Raw genomic sequence first — 22,621 nt, forward strand, 5'->3', positions numbered from 1 at the left:
TCGTGGCAAAAAAACATAAGCATGCATCAATATTTCTATGCCATTCACTTATTTGTAAACCGCAGAAAATCTCTTTCGGTTGCGTTGGCTATTCTGATGCTTTTTGTGTTTGGATTCTTTGCTTCGCAAATTAAGTTTGAAGAAGACATAACCAAACTTATTCCAACAAACGATAAAAGTGACGTCACGGCAAAAGTGCTCAAACAACTAAATTTTGCCGATAAAATAACCGTTATTTTCAAACTCGAAAAAAACGGAACTGACGAAGATTTAAAAGAAATGGCAACTGCTTTTTCTGACAGTGTTGCCAAATCCTGCAAACCTTACGTAACTGGAATTCAGGGAAAAGTTGACGAAGAAAACATTCAGGAAACGATTGATTTTGTTTACAATAATCTACCTCTTTTTCTGGAAAACAAAGATTATGCTGTCATTCAGGATAAACTTCAAAAAGATAGTATTGCCGCAACCGTTCAGGGGAATTACAAATCGATTATTTCGCCATCAGGATTTATCACCAAAGATTTTATTCTGCAAGATCCACTTGGAATTTCTTTTATCGCTTTAAAAAAATTACAGCAATTAAATATAGGTGACGATTTTACGCTGGATAACGGTTTTGTAATGACCAAAGACAAAAAGAAATTATTGCTTTTTATTACCTCAAATCTTCCATCGAGTGAAACCGCAAAAAATACCCTTTTTGCCCAAAAACTTAAATCGATTCAAGATAATCTAAATCAGAAATTTAAAGCCAAAACTTCGATTAGTTATTTTGGTTCTGCTTTGATTGCCGTTGCAAATGCCAATCAAATTAAAAGCGATATTATTTTAACAACAACAATTGCGATGATTACGCTGATGTTGATCCTGATTTTGTTCTATCGAAAAGTATTGATTCCGCTTATTATTTTTCTCCCAACAGTATTTGGCGCTTTGTTTGCCGTGGCGTTTTTATATTTTGTGAAAGAACAAATTTCAGCCATTTCATTAGGGATTGGTTCTATTTTATTAGGAATCACAATCGATTATTCCATACATATCCTCACGCATTACAAACACAACAGCGATGTAAAAACGTTGTACAAAGACATTACAATGCCGGTAATTATGAGCAGCTCAACAACTGCTGTTGCCTTTTTGTGTTTGCTTTTTGTGAAATCTGATGCGTTGAACGATTTAGGGATTTTTGCTGCTGTAATTGTGATGGCTTCGGCATTTTTCTCACTTTTGATTGTTCCGCATTTGTACAAACCAAAAGAAAATAATTTTGAACATAAGAAAAATGTCATTGATAAACTGGCTCATTTCTCTTTTCACAACAATAAATTCTTAATTGGATTTTGTGTTTTAATCACGATTATTTGTTGTTTTACTTATAATAATGTTGGCTTCAATAATGATTTATCGCAATTGAATTTTGTTCCAAAAGAAATCAAAGCCGCCGAAAAAGAACTGGAAGAAAGCACGAGTTTAACCTCAAAAACTATTTATGTTGCTTCATACGGAAATACTATGGAGGAAGTTTTACAAAATAATAGTCAGCTTTTTACCGATTTATCAAAAGAAAAACAACAAAATAAAATATTAAACTTCAGTTCTGTTGGTGGAATTATGCTTTCGCAGAAGGAACAAAAACAGAAAATTGACAGATGGAATTCGTTTTGGGATGCTAATAAAAAACATCTTTTAAAATCTGAATTAATTGCTGAAGGCTCCAAACTCGGTTTTAAACCAACAACATATTCAATTTTTTTTGATCATCTGGATTTTAATTTTAAACCGATTAATGCAGAAGATTATCTAAAAATCCAGGCTTTGCAACTGAAAGAATTTGTAACCGAAAAAAATGGCTTTTTCACGATTTCGACTTTAGTAAAAGTTACGCCGCAACAACGTGATTCTTTTGTAAAATCGGCTTCAGCCAAAAATAATCTGATTGCAATTGACCGTCAGCAAATGAATGAAACCTTTTTCAGCACTTTAAAAACTGATTTCAATTCGCTTGTCAATTATTCTTTTGTGGCTGTAATTCTCATTTTATTCTTCTTTTTTAGAAGAGTAGAATTAGTTATTGTCAGTTGTATTCCGATTGCTTTAACCGGAATTGTTACGGCAGGAATTATGGGAATCTTTGGTATTCAATTGAATATTTTCAGCATGATTGTCTGCACTTTGATTTTTGGTCACGGTGTCGATTTTAGTATTTTCATGACAAGTGCGCTTCAAAAAGAATATACCACCGGAAAAAACGAAATTGCCATTTACAGAACTTCAATTATTCTGGCAGTAATTACGACCATTTTAGGAATTGGTGCCATGATTTTTGCGAGACATCCAGCGTTGCGATCTATTTCATCCATTTCCTTAATTGGGGTTTTTGCAGCGCTGATTATTACGTTTATTTTCTACCCGATTCTCTTTAAATTATTTTTATCGAACCGACCAAAAAACGGAAATGCACCTTTTGAATTGAGATCGTTTATACATGGTGTTTTATCCTTTTCTTATTACGGACTTGGTGGTATTTTAATGTCTCTTTTCAGTTTAATTATCATGCCGATAATTCCGCTAAGTGAAAAAACAAAAATGAAAGGATTTAGATATTGCATTTCAAAATTCATGAAATCTGTATTATATACAAATCCGTTTATAACTAAGAAAGTAATCAATAAGTACAACGAAGATTTTGAAAAACCAGCCATTTTAATTGCCAATCATTCTTCATTTTTAGATATTTTGTCAATCGGAATGTTGAGCCCAAAAATCATTTTTCTGGTAAATGACTGGGTTTATAATTCTCCTATTTTTGGTGCAACGGTAAAAAAAGCAGGTTTCTATCCCGTTTCTGAAGGACTCGAAAATGGCGTTGAACATTTACGCCAAAAAGTAAATGAAGGTTATTCGTTGATGATTTTTCCAGAGGGAACGCGTTCCGAAAGTAATCAGATCAAACGCTTTCACAAAGGTGCTTTTTATCTTGCCGAAGAATTTAATTTAGACATTCTTCCGGTTCTGATTCACGGTGCTTCAGAAACACTTCCAAAAGGTGATTTTATAATTCATGATGGCAGTATTACGGTTTCTATTTTAGAAAGAATTACGCCTGAGAATCTTTCTTTCGGAAAAAATTATGCCGAAAGAACGAAGGAAATAAGTGCTTTCTTTAAATCTAAATTTCAGGAAATCCGTCAGGAAATTGAGGGACCGAAATATTTCAAAAAAATGCTTCTTCATAGTTACGACTATAAAGAAATTGAGGTCACAAAAGGTGTCAAAAATGATTTAAAGAACAATCTTGAAAACTATTATCGCTTAAACCAGCACATTTCGGCGAAAGCCAAAATTGCTCATTTGTCTAATGATTATGGTCAATTAGCTGTATTATTGGCTTTGCAGGAACCACAACGAAAAATATATACTTATAATAGCGACGAAGAAAAACGTGAAATTTCTAAGACTAATTATATTGTCACAAAAAGAAAAATCTTCTATCAGGAAAATCTGGAAACTATTCTGGAAAATCAATTTGATGTTCTTTTAATTTCTGATGAAAGTTATAAAAATGATCTTGAAAAAATCGTTTCTACAACTTCCAGCGTTATTCTAATGAATAGCCCTAATTTAAAAACCAGTTTGATTAACTTTGGTTTTGATTGTGTTTTGGACGAAAATTCTATAATTATATTAAAGAAAAATTAGGATGAAAGAGCATTATGATGTTGTAATTGTAGGCAGCGGTTTGGGCGGTTTAGTCTCGTCTATTATTCTGGCCAAAGAAGGTTACAGCGTTTGTGTGCTCGAAAAAAACAATCAATATGGCGGAAATCTGCAGACTTTTGTACGCGACAAAACCATTTTTGATACCGGAATTCACTACATCGGAGGTCTTGAAAAAGGTCAGAATCTTTATCAGTATTTTAAATATCTGGGTATTATTGACCATTTAAATCTAAAAAAATTAGATCAAAATGGTTTTGATATTATCTCTTTTGAAGATGATAAAAACGAATATCCACACGCACAAGGTTATGAAAATTTCGTTGATCAATTAGGTGTTTATTTCCCTGATGAAAAAGCGAACATTACAGCATATTGCGAGAAACTAAAAACAATCTGTGACTCTTTTCCACTTTATAATGTGAACTGGGAAGGAAAATATAATAACGAAATTTTAGAGCTCAACGCAAAGGAAACTATAGAATCATTTACTGAAAATGAAAAACTAAAAGCAGTTTTGGCGGGTTCAAATTTTCTGTATGCGGGGATTCCTGATAAATCGCCTTTTTACGTTCATGCCCTTTCGGTCAATTCTTATATTCAAAGTTCATGGCGATGTATTAATGGCGGAAGTCAGATTACAAAACAACTTTTAAAACAGCTCAAAAAACACGGTGGCGAATTTTATAAATACAAAGAAGTTACTCGGTTTAATGTTGAAAATAACAAAGTAACATCGGTCGAAATGAAAGACGGAACTCAAGTTTCCGGAACTCGTTTTATCTCTAATATAGATCCAAAAACTACGCTGAAACTAGCCGGTGAAGAGAATTTCAGAAAAGCTTTTTTTAGCCGCATTCAGAGTCTCGAAGGTGTTATTTCGGCATTTAGCTTATACATTGTTTTTAAGCCTGAAACTTTCAAGTATCTGAATCATAATTATTATCATTTCAAGAAAAGCAGTGAAGTTTGGAGCGCGCATGACTACGATGAAACTTCCTGGCCAAAAGCTTTTATGGCTTCTACGAATGCTTCAAAAAAACAGGAAAAATGGTCTGAGGGAATGACTTTTATTACCTACATGAAATATGACGATGTTTTGCCCTGGATCGATACTTTTAATACCACTGTCGAAGAAAATGACCGCGGCGAAAGTTATGAGGAATTCAAATCAAGAAAAACAGCTAGATTTCTAGAGGAAATTGAACTAAAATTTCCGGGTATAAAAGATTGTATTCAGTCGATTCATACCTCTACTCCTCTTTCCTATCGCGATTATATTGGCGGGCACAATGGCAATATGTACGGTTATGTCAAGGATTCAGGTAATCCGATGAAAACCCTGATTCCGTCAAAAACAAAACTTGATAATTTGTATCTTACGGGCCAAAGTATTAACATGCACGGCGTTTTGGGTGTAACTATTGGAGCTGTGGTAACGTGTTCAGAAATTGTTGGAAAAGAATATTTGATTACTAAAATTAATCAGGTTTCTGATATGTAATTCATCAGAACATGACTCCGAAATGAAAACATTAAACTCAGAATTTTAGGAATTAAATTGTAATTTTGGTTTCGACTTAAATTTGGTACAAAATCTCTATGAAAAATATTGACAAGAACAGTTTAGAAAATGCATATCGATTATTTGAATCGAATGATATAGACAAAATAGAAATCGGCACAACCAAAGGTCTGAAGGCAATTCACCATTATCTATTTCATGATTTATATGATTTTGCCGGAGAAATAAGAAAACTCAATATTTCAAAAGGCGGTTTTAGATTTGCAAATGCATTATATCTTAATGAAATTCTAGTAAAGATTGAGCAAATGCCAGAAAACAGTTTTGAAGAAATTATTGCTAAATATGTTGAGATGAATATTGCTCATCCTTTTATGGAAGGCAATGGCAGATCCATGAGAATATGGTTGGATATGATTCTAAAAAAACAACTCAATAAAGTGGTTAATTGGCAATTCGCTGACAAAACTCTTTATTTGCAGTCAATGGAAAGAAGTCCCATTAACGATTTGGAATTAAGAACTTTACTAAAGGAAAATCTAACTGACGAAGTTAACAATAGAGAAGTTATTTTTAAAGGAATCGAACAGTCTTATTACTATGAAGGTTATGAGAAAGATAACAATGAATGAGTCTATTATTCTTGATAGATGTAGATATGAAAAGCCGAATTAATTTATTTTTTTTCGTTGATTTTTTATTGATACTTGCTTCTTGTGGTACGTCAAAATCAATACGTCATCTACCAGATGTTACAAATTATAATGTCACAAAACCTGTAGTAACAAAACAATCTGACAGTATATTTGTCTCCGGAAAAAATTCTCTTTTAAAAAACAAACAAGGTCTTTGGGAATTGTATGTCGAAGGTGATCCGTTACAAATTGGATTAACAACCGGTGCTTTATCTGATTCTCTTCTGAAAAAACAAGAGCAGATATTTTTTTCTAAAATAAAGGATTTAATTCCCTCAAAATTTGAGCAAAAAATGCTTCGCTATTTTCTAAAATGGTACAATCGAAAATTATATTCGAATGTTACTCCGGAATATCAATCGGAAATTTATGGTGTTTCACAATATACATCTCTTGATTTCGATAACATCGCACCACAATATCAACGAAGTTTATACTTGCACGCGGCGCATGATATTGGTCACGCTTTGCAAGATTTGGCTTTGGTTGGTTGTTCTTCTTTTGCGGCGTGGGGAGAAAAATCTGAAAATGGGAATTTGATCCTCGGACGCAATTTTGATTTTTACGTAAATGACGCTTTCGCGGAAAATAAAATCGTTGCGTTTATAAATCCGAAAGAGGGTTATAAATTTATGATGGTTACCTGGCCCGGAATGATTGGAGCTGTTTCCGGCATGAATCAGGAAGGTTTGACGGTGACGATTAATGCATCAAAATCTAAAATCCCGATGATCGCAAAAACGCCAATTTCAATTCTGACGCGCGAAATTTTGCAACATGCTCAAAATATTGATGAAGCAATTGCAATCGCCAAAAAAAGAGAAGTTTTTGTCTCAGAATCGATTATGGTAGGAAGCGCACATGATAATAAAGCCGTTATAATTGAAGTTTCTCCAAAGAAAATGGACATTTATGACGTTCCAAATAGTAATCAATTAATTTGTTCCAATCATTTTCAAGGGGAAGATTTAAAAAACGAAAAACGAAACCAATTGCAAATTGCCAACAGCCATTCAGAATATCGAATGGAACGAATGGAGGAACTTTTTGCAGAAAGCCCTAAAATAAATCCCGAAATTGCTTCTGAAATTTTACGAAATAAAGAAGGTTTGCAGAACATTTCTTTGGGTTATGGTAACGAAAAAGCGTTGAATCAGTTAATGGCGCATCACGGTATTATTTTTAAACCTAAAGAAAAATTGGTTTGGGTTTCGGCAAATCCGTATCAATTAGGTGAATTTGTTTGCTATAATCTGGATTCTATTTTTAAAGAAAGAAAAACAAATCAAGTAATTTCATTTCAACAGGAAAATCTAAATATTGCCAAAGATCCTTTTCTGAAAACTATCGCTTATCAGAACTATCAAAAATTTAGAATTAAAGATGATAAAATAGATTTGTATCTCGATAAAAAAGAAATCATTAACAAAGAATTTATACAGAACTATCAATCCTTAAACCCTGATTATTGGGTTGTATATTACAAAGCAGGGTTGTACTTTTATCAAAAAAAAGAATATCTGCTTGCCCGGACTAATTTTGAAAAAGCATTGACCAAAGAAATTGCTACGGTTCCTGATAAAGCAAAAATTGAAAAATATTTAAAAAAACTCAAAAGAAAATTACAATGATTCCAGCAATAGAAAAAGATTCTTTAGAAGAAATTAAAATTTTTCAGGAACAAAAATTAGCCGAACTTTTACACTATATCAGTCAAAATTCCCCTTTTTACAAACGCCTTTTTGCAGGAAGAAATATTGATATTTCGAAAGTTAAAACACTCGAAGATTTACAATATTTACCGGTAACAACAAAAGAAGATTTACAAGAATGCAACGATGATTTTGTGTGTGTTCCGCAACATAAAATCATAGATTATGCCTCAACTTCAGGTACTTTAGGAGATCCTGTAACTTTTGGTTTAACCGATTCTGATTTAGATCGATTAGCTTATAATGAAGCTATTTCCTTTGCTTGCGCCGGAATTGCTGAAGGCGATGTGGTACAATTAATGACTACAATCGATAGAAAATTCATGGCTGGTCTGGCTTATTTTCTTGGATTGCGAAAACTGAAAGTTGGTGTAATTCGCGTTGGTGCCGGAATTCCCGAATTGCAATGGGATTCGATTTTAAAATACAAACCGTCTTATTTAATTACAGTTCCTTCTTTTCTTTTGAAATTAATTGAATACGCTGAAATTCATGGAATCGATTATAATAATTCGAGCATAAAAGGTGCCATTTGTATTGGAGAATCTTTGCGAAATCAGGATTTTTCAATGAATATTTTGTCTCAAAAAATCACTGAAAAATGGAATATTAAGTTGTTTTCAACTTACGCTTCTACAGAAATGAGCACAGCTTTTACAGAATGTGAACACGGAATTGGTGGTCACCATCATCCGGAATTGATTATTGTCGAAGTTCTTGATGAAAATAATATTCCTGTAAAAAATGGAGAGGTTGGCGAACTGACTTTTACTACTTTGGGTATCGAAGCCATGCCATTATTACGTTTTAAAACCGGAGATATTGTTCAGCTACATAATGAACCTTGTGCTTGCGGAAGAAATACTTTGCGCGTTGGTCCGGTAATTGGACGCAAAAAACAAATGATAAAATACAAAGGCACAACACTTTATCCGCCAGCAATGAACGATGTCTTGAGCGGTTTTGATAATATCGAAAATCATATCATCGAGATCTCTACCAACGATTTAGGAACAGATGAAATTCTRATAAAAATTGCTGTTAAAAATCAATCTTCTGAATTTCTACAGGAAATAAAAGATCACTTCAGAGCCAAATTAAGAGTAACTCCAAAGATTGAATTTGCGTCAAAAGAAACTTTAAATCCTTTAGTTTTTAATCCGATGAGTAGAAAACCAATTCGGTTTTTTGATTTTAGAGTTCAATAAAAAAGGTACAAAGTTACAATCCCGAAGCTTCGGGACAGAAGAACAAAGGTTCTTTTTCGTTTTTTACACAATCTTATCATTTCGGAACGAGAAATCACATAAAGTAGCTCTACAACAGTGCGTTCTTCCCGCCTGCGATTTCTCGTTCCTCGAAATGACAAGATTGTGGTTACAATGCGAAAGATGGATTAAAATCCATCCCTACAATATATTTTGTTCCTTCGGAACTCTTTTAAAATTTGGTTTTATCATAGAAATCGAAAAGACAATATTGTTTTTAAATTTATGAAAACCAACCATTTTCATTAAATGAACTTATATAACTTATATCGTGAAAACCTTTGAACCTTTGTCGCTCTGAACCTTTGAACCTCAATTTGGTACAAATTGAACTAAAAAGTTGTAATTTTGCACAAAATATTGAAGATGGTCAAGATTGGCAACATAGAATTACCCGAATTTCCTTTATTACTCGCACCGATGGAAGATGTGAGCGATCCGCCGTTTCGCAGATTATGCAAAACGCATGGCGCTGATATGATGTATTCTGAATTTATTTCGTCGGAAGGATTGATTCGTGATGCTATCAAAAGCAGAATGAAGTTGGATATTTTTGATTACGAGCGTCCGGTTGGAATTCAAATTTTTGGTGGAGATGAAGAAGCAATGGCGCTTTCATCAAAAATTGTTTCTACTGTAAAACCCGATTTAGTGGATATTAACTTTGGATGTCCGGTAAAAAAAGTGGTTTGTAAAGGTGCCGGAGCGGGAGTTTTGAAAGATGTCGATTTGATGGTACGTCTTACTAAAGCAGTTATCAGGAGTACTGATTTACCAGTTACTGTAAAAACACGTTTGGGTTGGGATGATAGCTCGATTAATATTGATGAAGTTGCTGAAAGACTTCAGGATATTGGAGTTCAAGCTCTAACGATTCACGCTAGAACCCGTGCCCAAATGTATAAAGGTCACGCCGATTGGTCGCATATAGCACGTGTAAAAAACAACCCTCGAATTACCATGCCTATTTTTGGAAATGGCGATATCGACAGTCCTGAAAAAGCATTAAAATATAAAAATGAATACGGTATTGACGGAATCATGATTGGTCGTGCCGCAATTGGTTATCCATGGATTTTTAACGAAATCAAGCATTATTTTAAAACGGGTGAACACTTACCTGCTCCAACGGTTGCTGATCGTGTAGAAGCCGCCAGAAATCACCTTATGTGGTCTATGGAATGGAAAGGTGAACGTTTAGGAATTGTTGAAATGCGTCGTCATTATACCAATTATTTCAAAGGAATTCATTCGTTTAAAGAATACAAACAAAAACTGGTTACTACTGATGAACCGGAAAATTTGTTTGCCATTATGAAAGAAATTGAGCAAGTTTATGCTGGATATGAATTTGCTTAAAAAACTTAATCTTTGTCAAAGTTAAAACTTTGACAAAGATCTTTACATAAAAAAAGAGCTTCAAAAATTGAAGCTCTTTTTTTATCTCGATTAATCATCATAATGAAATCTACATTGCAAGATGACACATTTTTGGTCAATTCCTTTTGTTCCGGAAACTTTATAAACTAATCGGTGTTCAACATTAATTCTTCTGGACCAAAAGCTTTTTAAATCATGTCGTAAAGGTTCTGGTTTTCCAATTCCTTTAAATGGATTCTCTCTGATCGATTTAATTAATTCTTTTATTTTTATTGCAGTATCTGTGTCATTTTCGATCCAATATTCAAATTCTTCCCAGCCATTTTTTGTAAAACAAATATCCATACTTACAGTTCATCTAAATTATAGTTCGTAAGTTTTCCCTTTTCCATTTGTTCTATAGATTCTGCAAGTCTTTTTCTATTTGCTTTAGTTGATAATAAATGTTGTGTTTCTAAAATAGAATTATATTCCTTCATCGAAATTATTACAACTGCATCATCTTCTGTATTTCTCGGAACTACAATAACTTCTGATGACTCAGCTACTTCATCAAAGTAATTTTTAATGTTTTTTCTCAGAGTTGATATGGTTACTGCTTTCATATAATTAAAAAATTACGTACGTTTATTTGTACATTCAAAGGTACAAAAATATTAGATATTTATCTTGTCAAAGTTTAAAACTTTGACAAAGATTTCTACATAAAAAAAGACCTTCAAATTTGAAGGTCTTTTCTATTATAATAAATTTTATTTTACAGCTTCCAATATCTTATCCGCAATTTCGGCTTGTCCTTTTTCGCTGATAATATAAGTTCTGTCGTTTATATTAGACAGATATCCAATTTCTAAAGTCATTGCTGGGCAATTCGAATTTTTCAGAATATAGAAAGAAGCTTTTGTAACTTCTCCTTTTGAAAAATAATTACCTGCTACTTTGTCAATTACAATTTCAGCATTTGCTTTGGATTCGTCGCAATATTTTGGATTTGCAGAAACATAAGCTTCTACTCCATTTCTGCTAAAATTCTCCGAAGAATTAACATGTAACGAAATTACAAAACTCGGATTAAGATTATTAATAATTGAAATCCTTTCACTTAATTCCATTTCATGATCTCCTTCACGAAGTAAAACAATTTCAAGATTTTCGCTTTTATTCTGACTTTTGATCCTTTTAGCAATGTTCTCTACAATCGTTTTCTCCTGCAAATCATTTAATGTTGCTCCCAAATCATTTCCTCCATGTCCTGCATCAATTACGATAATCTTTTTGTCTAAAGGTTTAAAAGCATAAAGTCCAAATAATGCTGTAATCAAAACTAACGAAATTCTAATATTTGTTTTCATCTGTAAATTTGATTTATGGTTACCCATTCCAACGAATCTGTTTAAGAAATATTGTACAAAACCAAAATCTACACCTGAATACGTTTCCATTTTCCTCTTTTGTAAAAGAAAATACCCGCAAGAGTTATAGCGGTTTCTGCAACCGGAATTGCAATGAAAACACCAGTTGGTCCCATATTAAAATGTTTGGCTAATACATACGCTAACGGAATTTGGAACAACCAAAACCCAAAGAAATTAATTCCCGTCGGCGTCCAGGTATCTCCTGCTCCATTGAATGCATTTATCAAAACCATTCCGATTCCGTAGAATATAAATCCGATGCTCATGATTTGCAAAGCTTCGACCGCAATGGTTTTTACCATTTCGTCGTTTGTAAAAAACGAAATTATATATTGACCAAAACACAATGTGATTACCATAATGGTTGCCATAAAAATGACATTGTATTTAGCCGTTGTATAAACTGATTTTTCGGCACGATCAATTTGTTTTGCTCCTAGATTTTGTCCAACCAAAGTTGCTGCGGCATTACTTAATCCCCAAGCCGGAAGTATGAAAAACATCATAATTCTCAAAGCCGTTTGATAACCAGCTGAACCATGATCTCCACCGGTTGTAGCAACCAATTGTGCCAGAAAAATCCAACTGCAAGACGCGATTACAAACTGTAAAATTCCAGGAGCTGCAATTTTTACCAATGCTTTTATCTGTCTAAAATCTGGAATAAAATAAGAGATCTTAATTTTTAAAATTCCGTTTCCGGAAAACAAATGATAGACTTGATATAGTACTCCAATACTTCTTCCTAAGGTAGTTGCCAAAGCTGCACCAATTAATCCGAAAGCCGGAATTGGTCCAAAACCGTTAATCAATATCGGACATAAAATAATGTTGCAGATATTCGCCAACCACAAACTTTTCATTGCTATGGCCGCATTTCCTGCTCCACGAAATATTCCGTTGACTAAAAATAGAAGCATAATACACAAACTTGAACCAATCATAATTTGGGTAAATCTGTACCCATGTTCTGCAGCATCAGCCGATGCTCCCATAAACAGCAGAATATCTTTGGCATAAATAACTCCTAAAACGCTCATTATACTATTGATAACAAAAGCTACGATAATAGCCTGCATTCCAGCTTTCGCGGCAGCGACAGGATCTTTTTCTCCAATTCGTCTTGCTACAACTGCTGTTGCCGCCATACTCATCCCAATTGCTAACGAATATATAATTGCAAGTACAGACTCGGTTAAACCAACGGTTTGAATTGCAAAACTACTGTGTTCAAGATGTCCCACAAAATATAAATCGACTAAGGCAAATACGGATTCCATCATCATTTCTAAAACCATAGGAATGGCCAATAGAATAACTGCTTTTTTGATACTTCCTATTGTGTAATCAAAAGATTCATCCCCTTTGATTGCTTGTTTTAATGTGGTAAAAATTTTAGAAAATAGACTTTTCTTTATGGTAGTTTCTGTCATGATATGTTAGGATAAATGATAATACTGATCCAGATTTAATAATCTGAACTCATGAAAATAAACGTAAGTATCCTAATTATTTGAAAAAATAAAATAGGATTAGGCAGAAACAATCATACTCTGTAGTTTTTTGAGATGATAAATATAAGTATTATTTTTTTAGTAGAAATACTAATCTAACAGCTTTTTGCTTACCCGGCTACTGGCAATTAATGATGCGACGAAACCAAGTGAAACAATAGTTCCCATAACAATAAGAACATTTTCTACGGTAAAAACTACCGGATAAGCCAAAGTTGGCGTAAGCATAATCATCTCAAATTTCTGTTGCAGCACTACGAGAATGATTCCTAAAAGAAGTCCAATTAAGCCGCCAAAAACACTTAATAACGTTCCTTGAAGTAAAAATATTTTTCTCAAATGATTGATTTCAGTTCCCAGATTAAAAAGGGTTTTTAGGTTTCCTTTTTTCTCTAAAATCATCATTATTAAAGCACCAATCAAATTAAAAAGCGCTACGATAATTACTAAAGTAAAAATCAGATAAACGGCAATGTTTTCGGTATTGAGCATTTTATACAAAGACTCGTTAAGCTGTGCTCTGTTTTTAATTGTGATTTTATTTTGAAAGATTGCCTTAAGTTTTGCATCAATAGCATTTTCGTCTGCATTATCTTTCAAATTAAATTCCACTCCGGAAATCTGATTAGGTTTGTACATCAATAATTCCTGAGCTAAACCCAAATCGGCAAAAACATATTTCGAATCCAAATCTTCACTGATAGAATAAACCCCAACTGGCAGAACATCTGTTTTATTGAATGCTTCTTCGGGATTTTCAATAGTTCCTTTTCCTGGTTTAGGAGCAAATATTTGCAGCGGATTTTCGAAATCAAGAATTCCCAAAGAAAAATCACGAGAAATTCCATAGCCAATTACGACTTGATACGTATCCGGTTTTAGCCATTGCCCGTTAAAAAGTTTTTTCCTGATATCATTGACAACAGGATAATTACGGTCAACACCTTTTAGATAAGTTACTTTTTGTTTGTCTTTGAATAAAAACAAAACACGTTCCTCAATAATTTTAGTGTATGAAATAATACCGTCAATTTTCTTTATCTGACTTTCCTGATCTGGCGTAATCAAAAAAGATTTACCTAAAGTACTGGTGATTTTTAAATCCGGATCTATTTCATTGGTGAACGAAAGACTGAATACTTTTAGTCCGCTAAAAACGGACAAAACCACAAACAAAGCCATTGTGCCAACAATAATTCCCATGCTGGCAATGCGATTAATAATATTTATAGCATTGTTTTTACTTCTGCTAAAAATATAACGTTTGGCTATGTAAAGGGGGAAATTCAATTTATAATTTTCTTCTTTTATCTAAAAGATCACGATTCTCGATTGGGTTTTCTCTGTTTGATAAAGCATTGTCGATTTTTTCGATATAATCTAAAGAATCATCGATAAAAAATACCAGGTTTGGGACACGACGCAATTGCAAACGTACACGTTGAGATAAATCGTGTTTGATTAATGTAGAGTTTGATTTTATTCCTTCTAAGGTTTCTTTTGCTTTTTCCTGAGGAAAAATGCTTAAATAAACTGTTGCCACAGATAAATCTGAAGTAACACTAACTTTGGATACCGAAATTACCAAATTATTAATTCCGTTTTTTCGCACTTCACCTTGCAAAATATCAACCAAATCTTTTTGGATGACACCGCCTATTTTTTTCTGTCTATTTGTTTCCATAATGCAAAAATACTATTTTTAAATTTCAATCAATACAATTTCAAATGAACAATAGAATCATTTTTGCGTTTCAGGCAACTTTTGCTCCATTTTAAGTGCTTTTTCTAATAAATATCCAACAACCCAGATCACTACTCTACCATTTCTTCTTGATTTAATGGGTGATAAAAGTCATGTTTTTCATGCCGTTTATTCTCCATATTTGATAAACATTTAACAACACATTTATTATGAAAAAGAGAGAACCAATCAGTCACATTATGACTAAAAGCGTCATTACAGCAAACGAAAATGATGGTCTTAGAAAAGTAGTAGAAAAGTTAAAACAAAATACGATTCGTCACATTCCTATCGTTAAAGGCAAAGAAGTTGTTGGTATTATTAGTCGTACGGACATAAACCGATTAACTTTTGGAGCTTTATTTGAAGGTCAGGAAGGTGCTGACGAAGCCATCCTGGAAATGCTAACTATTTCTCAGGTTATGACTTCAAAACCTAAAACAGTTTCATCTGATACTATCATAAGAGATTTAGCCGAAATTTTTGTGAAAGAAGAATTCCATGCTTTGCCTGTAGTAGATAATGGTGAACTAAAAGGTATTGTTACAACTACGGATGTTGTAAAATACTTTTTAGAACAATATGATTAATGACAATCAGGAGTTGAAAGTCTATAATTGTACCGTTAGGCATATTTCAACTCTTGATTCTCATGATAAATAAAGTTTAATTATAAAAAAAGGGAGCTAATCAGCTCCCTTTTTTTATCTATTTTGCAACCATCCTTCCGGATTGTTATTTGTTGTATTTTGAAGAATTAAAAACTTAATGATTGTTTTTCCCGTGTCTCCACTTGTTCTTACTTTTCCAATAACTTGTTTAACTTTTACTTTGTCACCCTGCTCAACAGATACCTGACTTAAGTTTTGATATACTGTAAAGTAATCCCCATGCTGAATAAAAACAGCTCTGTTAACAGGAGATAAGGCTATAACTTTTGATACTACTCCTTCAAATACGGCGCGTGCACTTGCTCCTTGTTCTGTAGTAATCTCTACTCCGGAGTTGTGAACAGTCAGTGTTGGATATAAAGGATGCTGCTGATCTCCGTAACCAAGCGATATAAATCCTTTCTCTACCGGCCAAGGGAGTTTTCCTCTGTTTGCTTTAAAATCGGCAGCCAAAATTTTACCTTCCGGAGTTAATGTAATTCTATCTGATGAATAACTTTTAGGTGCTGCCGCCTCTGCTTTCTCTGCTTCGCTGGCTTTACCTTCTGCGATTCTTTTACGTCTCTCTTCCTCGGCTCTTTGATTGGCTAATCTAATTTGTTCACGGATAAGATCCTTAATTTTAGCGTCGATTCTTCTCGATTCCTGTTGTTTCGATTTTGTATCAGCAATAATTTTATTTTTATCTTTCTTAATCGAATTAACTAATTTTTGCTGTTCTTTCTTTTCTACTTCTAAACTTTGCTTTTCCTTTTCATTTTCCGCAATGATCTTTTTCTTAACTTGTCTTTGCCCATTCAATTTCGCATTATAATCAACTAATTCAGTCGTTTTTGATTGAATTTCTAAACCTTGATTTTTTCTAAAATTAGTGTATTGTTTTAAGTATTGTGCTCTTTTATAAGCTTGTAAAAAACTTTCTGAAGACAAGATAAACATCGCTCTACTTTGCTCAGAGCGACTTTTATATGATTTCAGAATCATTTTTGAGTAATCTGCTTTTAATATTTCCAGTTCCTTTTTTAGTTTATTAACCTTAACCTGGTTAATATACATGTCATTACTTAAAAGTTTTTCTTGTTTTGCGGTCGTATTAATCAGTTTCTCTTTCAGTTTAATTTTATTCGCCTGAATTAAAAAAACATTTACTGCTGATTTTTCTTTTTTCTTTACAGATTGCAGCATCTTTTCATTATCTCTAATTTCCTGCTGAATCTGGGCTTTACGCTGCTCCAGTTTTTCTTGTTGCGAATCTTGCGCCCACATAAAAGTAGTCGCACAAATAAAAATTAGGCTTAGGAGAAATTTTGGCATGTTTCTTTTTTCTTTTTGCAAATTTACTTAATTATAACTTTCTTATAACCACCAGGCACGCTATATGGGAAAGAAAGTTCTTCATTAAACGAAATATTGTTGTAATTTAAATTAATATTGGTTTTTCCTTTTGGCTGAATAGCATTAATTTCAATGCTTGTTGGAAGTGTTCCCTGATTAAAAACTTTGCTGTCAGAATAGTTAATTTGTAACATTCTGTTTTCTGCAGGCTGAGAAATCTCCTCTTTTTGCAACAAATATTTTTCTGAATCAATATAAAATGATTTCTTCACATTGTTGTCTTTTTCATCGTCTAAACGAAACAAATTCTCTACAATTGTCTGTGTATATTTTCCCTTTTTTAAATCATCCAAAGCTTCTCCAACCAATAGATTCTGAACTTTAGAATAATTTAATTCTGTTCCTAACCATTCGCTCAAACTTGTAAAATCGCCTTCGTAATAAGTGCTTTTTATTTTTTCATAATAGCTTACTGTCGTTGGTGTAATCAATGCTTTTGCCATTGTAATTCCCAGAAAACGAACGCTCACTAAAATCTGTTTGTCTTTTTCTATTTTAATTTCAACCGAAACATTTTGACTTTGTTTTTCGTCAGCATATTTTGCACTTGCTTTTATGTATAAAGTAGAAAAGTCCAACTTATTGTTATAATGTTTTTCTACTACCTTTTTATCTTCTTTTGTTACAACTTCGGCGTTGCCAGTACCATTTTGAGCAGCAGGCATTTTTGATTTACAAGAAATCGCAAAAACCGACATCAATAGTATTGTAATATATTTTTTCATCTGAAATCTACTTTTTTTGTTTTAATAATTCATTTGCCTTCAAAAAGTATTCCTCTTTTTTCTTCGCGTCTCCCAAACCATTGTAAGCCTCTCCTAGCTGAATATTAAAATTTGCTTCAAGCGTTTTGTCATCTACAACATAATCAAGTCCCATTTCCAAAACGGTTTTTGCGTTCTTAAATTGTTGCAACTTGTTGTTTCCTAAACCTGCGTAATAATAAAACTGTGATTGACTCGGATAAACTTCAATCATATTCATGGCGCGCTTAGTCATTGGCTCAAATTGTTTTGCCTGAACATACGCTTCAAGCAAAAGCAAGTTAGTTTCGCGATCTGTATCTGAATTTGCTTTTAAATCTTTTTCATAATATTTAATAGCATTTTCATATTGTCCTTTACTGTGATAAAACTTTCCAATTTCTTTTGCAACATCAACATTCGGATCATTATCAAAGTATGATATTGCTTTCTCTAAATCCGGTGCATATTGCGGATTTTTATTCACATAAATCAAAAATTCATTTAAGGTACGATGTTTAATCTTTGTATCAATTTTTGAACTTGACAAAATCATATTCATCGACTTAATTGCTTTGTCGGCTTGATTTGCATCCAAATATCCTTTGAACAAACTTACTTGTCCCCATTCAGAATTTGGAATTTCCTTTGCTAATTGTTTCGCAACTTCTACCGCTTTATCTGTTTCTTCTGCTTTCGAATATAAAAAAATTAGATTTACATAATTCGATTCTTCTTTCGGATTCTTTTTTATCTGATCGATAAGATTCGTGATTTCTGCATTTTGATATTTTCCCTGCGACATAATTTGCATTTTATATCGGTCTCGATCTTCTGATTTTCCGAATTTATCATTCATTTCATTGATCGTCAAAAGTGCTTTGTCATATTGATTGGTAATCATATACAACGAAATCAAATCGTCTTTATACTCTTCATCAAAAACAATTATTTTCTGAATCGTTTCAATTGCCAAAGGATAGTTTTTGGTTTCATAACTTACATCATAAATTCCTAACCAATACCATTTATTCTTTGGATCTAGTTGAGTTGCTTTTTCAAAAGCTGGTTGAGCATTGCCATATTGTTTTAGCGCCAGATAATTTTTTCCTAATTCAAAATAAGCTACAGCATCATTAGGTTTCAGTTTAATACATTTTTCTAATGAAACGATGGCTTTATCGTAATTTTCAATTCCTTTTTGTTTTAAAGATTCATAAAAAGAGTCCTGATATTCATCCGTTGCCATAGCAATATCTTCCGGTTCGGTTTGCGCCATTACCAAAGTTGTATTACCAAGTAAAACCAATAATAAAAGTATTAAAACTCTCTTTTTCATCTTTTACATAATTTCTGTTTAAAGTATCGTTTTTATTCTAAAACAGAATAATCTCCAATACTTATGCTTGTAAATTTTCCATCATAAACAACATGATTTCCGATCATTGCATTATCTAAGTTAGCATTTTTTATTTGAGAAAAAGTCTGAACTAAACTATTTTTAATAATACTGTCAGTAACGTGGCATCCTTTTCCAATAGATACATTTGGACCAACTGTTGTATTTTTTAAGACTACATTTTCGCCAATATAACATGGAGGGATAATTGTAGAATTTTCCAGTTTTACATCATAATCTACCAAATGTTCTCCATCGTTGTGCAAGAATCCTAACATTCTTGAATTCGTTTCTACGGTAACATCTTTGTTTCCACAATCCATCCATTCGTCAACGCTGCCGGTTTTAAAAACTTTACCGTTAGCCATCATCGCTTTGATTCCGTCGTTGATCTGATACTCTCCGCCATTCTGAATATTATTATCCAAAACTCCCTGAAGTTCTTTTTTCAAATCTCCAACTTCCTTAAAATAATAGATTCCTATTACGGCTAAATCACTAACAAACTCTTTTGGTTTTTCAACCAATTCTATAATTTCATTATTGGCATTTAATTTAACAACACCAAAAGCTTCCGGCTGTTCTACTTGTTTTACCCAAATCACAGCATCTGCTTCCGGATCTAATTGAAAATCAGCTCTGATTAAAGTATCTGCATAAGCAATTACTGCCGGTCCGGACAACGATTCTTTGGCACACATAATAGCGTGACCAGTTCCTAAAGGTAAATCCTGACGATAGATTGATGCCTTAGCGCCTAAACTTCCTGCCAATTCCTCTAAACTTGCTACAAGATCATCGCCAAAAAAAGCCGGATCTCCCAAAATAAAAGCAACCTCTTCAATAGGTTCTTTTAATATTTGGGCAATATCTTCAACTAAACGATGAACAATTGATTTTCCTGCAACTGGAATTAACGGTTTAGGAACTGTTAAAGTATGTGGTCTAAGTCTTGATCCTCGACCTGCCATTGGAACGATTATTTTCATTTTTGTATTTTTTGTTTAACCGCAAAATTCGCAAAGGTTATTTGCAAAGTTCGCTGTGTTTATTCATTTCATTTTTATAGTCGCAAAGTACAATAACTGATTACTGTAACTGTGACTGAAACTATTTAACCGCAAAGTTCGCTGCGTTTTATTCATTTCATTTTAAGGTCACAAGTGCAAAACTGATTACTGCGACTGTAAACTGTAACCTCTAAACTGCCACTGAAAACTATTTTACCGCAAAGTTCGCAAAGGTTATTCGCAAAGTTCACTAAGTCTATTCATTTCATTTAAGGTCACAAAGTTTGAAAACTGATTACTGCGACTGTAAACTGAAACTGCCACTGAAAACTATTTTACCGCAAAGTTCGCAAAGGTTATTCATTTCAATTTAAGGTCGCAAAGTGCAAAACTGATTACTGCGACTGAAAACTGAAAACTGCGACTAAAAACTACTTCACTCCCGTGCTTCCAAATCCGCCTTCGCCTCTTGAAGTTTCAGAAAGTTCCTCAACTTCTATCCACTCTGCTCTTTCGTGTTTGGCAATAATTAATTGTGCAATTCTTTCTCCGTTTTCAATTACAAATTCTTCATTTGATAAATTTACTAAAATTACACCTATTTCTCCTCTATAATCTGCATCAACGGTTCCCGGAGAATTTAAAACAGTTACTCCTCTTTTTGCAGCCAATCCGCTTCTTGGTCGAACTTGTGCTTCGTAACCAATTGGCAACTCAATAAAAAGTCCTGTTTTTACAATGGCTCTTTCTAATGGTTTTAACGTAATAACTTCAGTTAAATTGGCGCGCAAATCCATTCCTGCCGAAGCAATTGTTTCGTAGTTTGGTAAAGCGTGTTGTGATTTATTGATAATTTGTATTTTCATTTTTTATTTTAAAAGATTAAAAAGTAAAACTACTTTCTATTCATAATTCCTTTGATTGTGTCTTTTTCGTTATGATAAACAAAATAGATGAACGCTAAAAATAACGGTACTCCAACAAAATAATTTTCTCTAAATCCGTAAAAAGATATAGCCGAAAACACAATAGAAATCCCTAAATAAGCTCCAATTTTATTCATATCATAAGGTATTGGATAATATTTGTTTCCTAAAACATAAGAAATCAACATCATACTTCCGTAAGCAGAAATAGTTGCAATTGCAGAACCATAATAACTGTATTTTGGAATTAAAAAATAGTTTAAAACCAACGTTACAATAGCGCCCACAATCGAAATATAGGCTCCAATTTTTGTTTGATCTGTCAATTTATACCAAACTGATAAGTTGTTGTAAATTCCTAAAAAGAAATTTGCCAGAATAATTAAAGGAACCACTTTCATTGCTTCCCAATATGATTTATTGTCAAGCAAAAGATATTTCAGAACATCTGCAAAAACAATAACGCCCAATAAAATTAAGGATCCGAGAATAACAAAGTATTTTGTAATTACGGCATAGGTTTGTGGTGCGTTTTCATTTTTAGCATGACTAAAAAAGAAAGGTTCAATTCCTAATCTGAAAGCTGTTGCAAACAAGACCATAAACAATCCTAATTTATAACAAGCTGAATAAGCACCAACTTCTGATTTTGCCAAATTTTCCGGTAATAAATATCCTAAAAGAATTTTATCGAAATGTTCATTAACGGCAAATGCAAGTCCTGCAACCAAGATTGGCAAACCATATTTCATCATTTTTTTCCAAAGTACGGGATCAAATTTTCTTCCTAAAGAAAGATAATTCGGCGAAAGCACTATAAAAGTGGCTAAACTCGCCAAAAGATTTGCAATGAAAATATAAGCAATCTGGAAATTCTCTACATATAAATTATCCCAAACCGAATTTGGATTTGAAGCAGCAAGTTTAGGTAAATATACTAAGAAGAATATGTTCAGTAATAAATTGATAAAGACATTACCAATTTTAATTGCTGCATAAACCATTGGTCTCTGGTTCGCCCTTAGTTTAGAGAATGGTACTAAAACCAAGGCATCCAAAACTAAAATCCAAACGGTGTACGTAACATATTGTACATCAACTTCTGCAAGATTTGCTAGTGTGTTCCTGAAAATTAAGGCTACAAATAAGAAAATTATCGACGACCAAAATATGGATATTGTCGAAGTTGCAATTACATTTTTCTTGTCTTCTTCGGCGCTATAAAATCTAAAAAAAGCGGTTTCCATTCCATAAGAAAGTACAACGTTAAAGAAAACCATCCAGGACAAAACGATCGAAACTTCTCCGTATTCTGCGGTTGGTAAAATACCTGTATATAATCTCACCAGTAGAAAACTTAGCATTCGTGGTAAAACCGTAGCTAATCCGTATATAGCAGTTTGTTTGAATAGATTTTTATATAATCCCAAAATATATGTGTGTAATAAAATTTATAAAGCAAAAATAACCAATTCTTTGGTTTTATATTGATTTTATAGGTTCA

General features: G+C 33.0%; 19 protein-coding genes. 7 read left to right on the forward strand and 12 right to left on the reverse strand.

What is annotated here, in order from left to right; all coding sequences use genetic code 11:
* The first annotated feature begins 21 nt into the window (after positions 1–21).
* From EAH81_RS03825 to dusB, 6 genes are all read left to right on the forward strand, one after another.
* A complete protein-coding gene (locus tag EAH81_RS03825; RefSeq protein ID WP_140503939.1) occupies positions 22–3,702 on the forward strand; it encodes a 1-acyl-sn-glycerol-3-phosphate acyltransferase in 3,681 nt (1,226 codons plus the stop codon).
* Position 3,703: 1 nt separating this feature from the next.
* A complete protein-coding gene (locus tag EAH81_RS03830) occupies positions 3,704–5,224 on the forward strand; it encodes a phytoene desaturase family protein (protein WP_140503941.1) in 1,521 nt (506 codons plus the stop codon).
* Between the two features lie 98 nt (positions 5,225–5,322).
* Complete coding sequence (gene fic, locus EAH81_RS03835; RefSeq protein WP_132011729.1) at positions 5,323–5,877, forward strand: protein adenylyltransferase Fic; 555 nt, start codon at positions 5,323–5,325, stop codon at positions 5,875–5,877.
* Positions 5,878–5,903: 26 nt separating this feature from the next.
* The gene (locus tag EAH81_RS03840; RefSeq protein ID WP_140504177.1) at positions 5,904–7,571 is read left to right on the forward strand and encodes a C45 family autoproteolytic acyltransferase/hydolase; all 1,668 of its coding nucleotides are present in this window, start codon (positions 5,904–5,906) and stop codon (positions 7,569–7,571) included.
* Positions 7,568–8,860, forward strand: coding sequence for a phenylacetate--CoA ligase family protein (locus EAH81_RS03845; protein WP_140503943.1), 1,293 nt, complete (start codon positions 7,568–7,570; stop codon positions 8,858–8,860). The genes EAH81_RS03840 and EAH81_RS03845 overlap by 4 nt, the downstream gene beginning before the upstream one ends.
* Positions 8,861–9,286: 426 nt before the next feature.
* Entirely contained in the window at positions 9,287–10,279 is a 993-nt protein-coding gene (dusB, locus tag EAH81_RS03850; RefSeq protein WP_140503945.1) for a tRNA dihydrouridine synthase DusB, read from the forward strand.
* 90 nt (positions 10,280–10,369) lie between these two features.
* On the opposite strand, the gene EAH81_RS03855 is transcribed toward dusB, so the two are convergent.
* The 6 genes from EAH81_RS03855 to rbfA form a co-directional block, all read right to left on the reverse strand.
* The gene (locus EAH81_RS03855) at positions 10,370–10,645 is read right to left on the reverse strand and encodes a Txe/YoeB family addiction module toxin (protein WP_140503947.1); all 276 of its coding nucleotides are present in this window, start codon (positions 10,643–10,645) and stop codon (positions 10,370–10,372) included.
* Between the two features lie 2 nt (positions 10,646–10,647).
* Positions 10,648–10,905, reverse strand: a complete 258-nt coding sequence (locus EAH81_RS03860; RefSeq protein ID WP_140503950.1) for a type II toxin-antitoxin system Phd/YefM family antitoxin — start codon at positions 10,903–10,905, stop codon at positions 10,648–10,650.
* 147 nt (positions 10,906–11,052) lie between these two features.
* Positions 11,053–11,742 carry an N-acetylmuramoyl-L-alanine amidase gene (locus EAH81_RS03865; RefSeq protein ID WP_140503952.1) on the reverse strand — a complete coding sequence of 230 codons (690 nt, stop codon included), beginning with the start codon at positions 11,740–11,742 and terminating at the stop codon, positions 11,053–11,055.
* Complete coding sequence (locus EAH81_RS03870) at positions 11,721–13,148, reverse strand: MATE family efflux transporter (protein ID WP_140503954.1); 1,428 nt, start codon at positions 13,146–13,148, stop codon at positions 11,721–11,723. Before EAH81_RS03870 ends, EAH81_RS03865 begins: the two co-directional genes overlap by 22 nt.
* Before the next feature lie 171 nt (positions 13,149–13,319).
* Entirely contained in the window at positions 13,320–14,519 is a 1,200-nt protein-coding gene (locus EAH81_RS03875; protein ID WP_140503956.1) for an ABC transporter permease, read from the reverse strand.
* A gap of 1 nt (position 14,520) precedes the next feature.
* Positions 14,521–14,913: a 30S ribosome-binding factor RbfA gene (gene rbfA / locus EAH81_RS03880; protein WP_140503958.1), complete on the reverse strand. Its 393-nt coding sequence runs from the start codon at positions 14,911–14,913 to the stop codon at positions 14,521–14,523.
* A gap of 230 nt (positions 14,914–15,143) precedes the next feature.
* Here rbfA and EAH81_RS03885 point away from each other — a divergent pair, with 230 nt between their 5' ends.
* A complete protein-coding gene (locus EAH81_RS03885) occupies positions 15,144–15,563 on the forward strand; it encodes a CBS domain-containing protein (RefSeq protein WP_140503960.1) in 420 nt (139 codons plus the stop codon).
* A 114-nt stretch (positions 15,564–15,677) separates the two neighbouring features.
* Here the strand turns inward: EAH81_RS03885 and EAH81_RS03890 are convergent, their stop codons facing one another.
* From EAH81_RS03890 to EAH81_RS03915, 6 genes are all read right to left on the reverse strand, one after another.
* Complete coding sequence (locus tag EAH81_RS03890) at positions 15,678–16,958, reverse strand: murein hydrolase activator EnvC family protein (RefSeq protein WP_140503963.1); 1,281 nt, start codon at positions 16,956–16,958, stop codon at positions 15,678–15,680.
* A gap of 23 nt (positions 16,959–16,981) precedes the next feature.
* Positions 16,982–17,764: a DUF4292 domain-containing protein gene (locus EAH81_RS03895; protein WP_140503965.1), complete on the reverse strand. Its 783-nt coding sequence runs from the start codon at positions 17,762–17,764 to the stop codon at positions 16,982–16,984.
* A gap of 7 nt (positions 17,765–17,771) precedes the next feature.
* Positions 17,772–19,121, reverse strand: coding sequence for a tetratricopeptide repeat protein (locus EAH81_RS03900; RefSeq protein ID WP_140503967.1), 1,350 nt, complete (start codon positions 19,119–19,121; stop codon positions 17,772–17,774).
* Between the two features lie 32 nt (positions 19,122–19,153).
* A complete protein-coding gene (locus EAH81_RS03905) occupies positions 19,154–20,170 on the reverse strand; it encodes a sugar phosphate nucleotidyltransferase (protein WP_140503969.1) in 1,017 nt (338 codons plus the stop codon).
* Between the two features lie 452 nt (positions 20,171–20,622).
* Entirely contained in the window at positions 20,623–21,057 is a 435-nt protein-coding gene (gene dut, locus EAH81_RS03910) for a dUTP diphosphatase (RefSeq protein ID WP_140503971.1), read from the reverse strand.
* Positions 21,058–21,086: 29 nt separating this feature from the next.
* Entirely contained in the window at positions 21,087–22,547 is a 1,461-nt protein-coding gene (locus EAH81_RS03915) for a lipopolysaccharide biosynthesis protein (protein WP_140503973.1), read from the reverse strand.
* Positions 22,548–22,621: the final 74 nt, after the last annotated feature.

Origin of the sequence: Flavobacterium pectinovorum, from assembly GCF_006438875.1 — a bacterium.
Taxonomy (GTDB): domain Bacteria; phylum Bacteroidota; class Bacteroidia; order Flavobacteriales; family Flavobacteriaceae; genus Flavobacterium; species Flavobacterium pectinovorum_A.